Origin of the sequence: Microbispora bryophytorum, from assembly GCF_006874465.1 — a bacterium.
GTDB lineage: Bacteria > Actinomycetota > Actinomycetes > Streptosporangiales > Streptosporangiaceae > Microbispora > Microbispora bryophytorum.
The window spans coordinates 1-426 of record NZ_VIRL01000102.1; the positions used below are offsets into that span (position 1 = coordinate 1).

1 protein-coding gene is annotated in these 426 nt (G+C 47.9%); it reads right to left on the reverse strand.

The features are described from left to right. Positions 1–36 precede the first annotated feature (36 nt). Positions 37–426: glycosyl hydrolase family 28-related protein (locus tag FLX07_RS36035; RefSeq protein WP_208762584.1), on the reverse strand; the 390-nt coding region annotated here is incomplete at its 5' end.

Sequence of the window (426 nt, forward strand, 5' to 3'; positions counted from 1 at the left end):
CTTCAACGTAGTAACGCCCATACCTTGACCGATCAACTACGTCCATGACGGCAACTTGATGCCTTTAACGATATACGTGCCTGCCGATAGATTTAGCCGCACCTTACCGTTCCCGATCGCCTTTTTAAACGCTTCTGTACTATCGTTAACGCCTGTTGGATCGGCTCCGTAGTCGTCAACGTTTACATCGCGCTCAATTTTGCGTAAAAGCTTGTTATACTCTTTGTCAAGCCGCTCCTTCAATAAAGGCGCGATGTTCCCTTCCGCATCCACACGAGCATCCACGACCTCTTTTACGTTTGTGCCGTCCGCGTTAAGGATCAGATTTCTGATACGGTTGTATAAGCCATCGATATAATTACGCAAAGAAAAACCGCCGTGGTCGATTTGATCCGACGTGTGGGCGGTTTTAGCGTTCTTATGTGC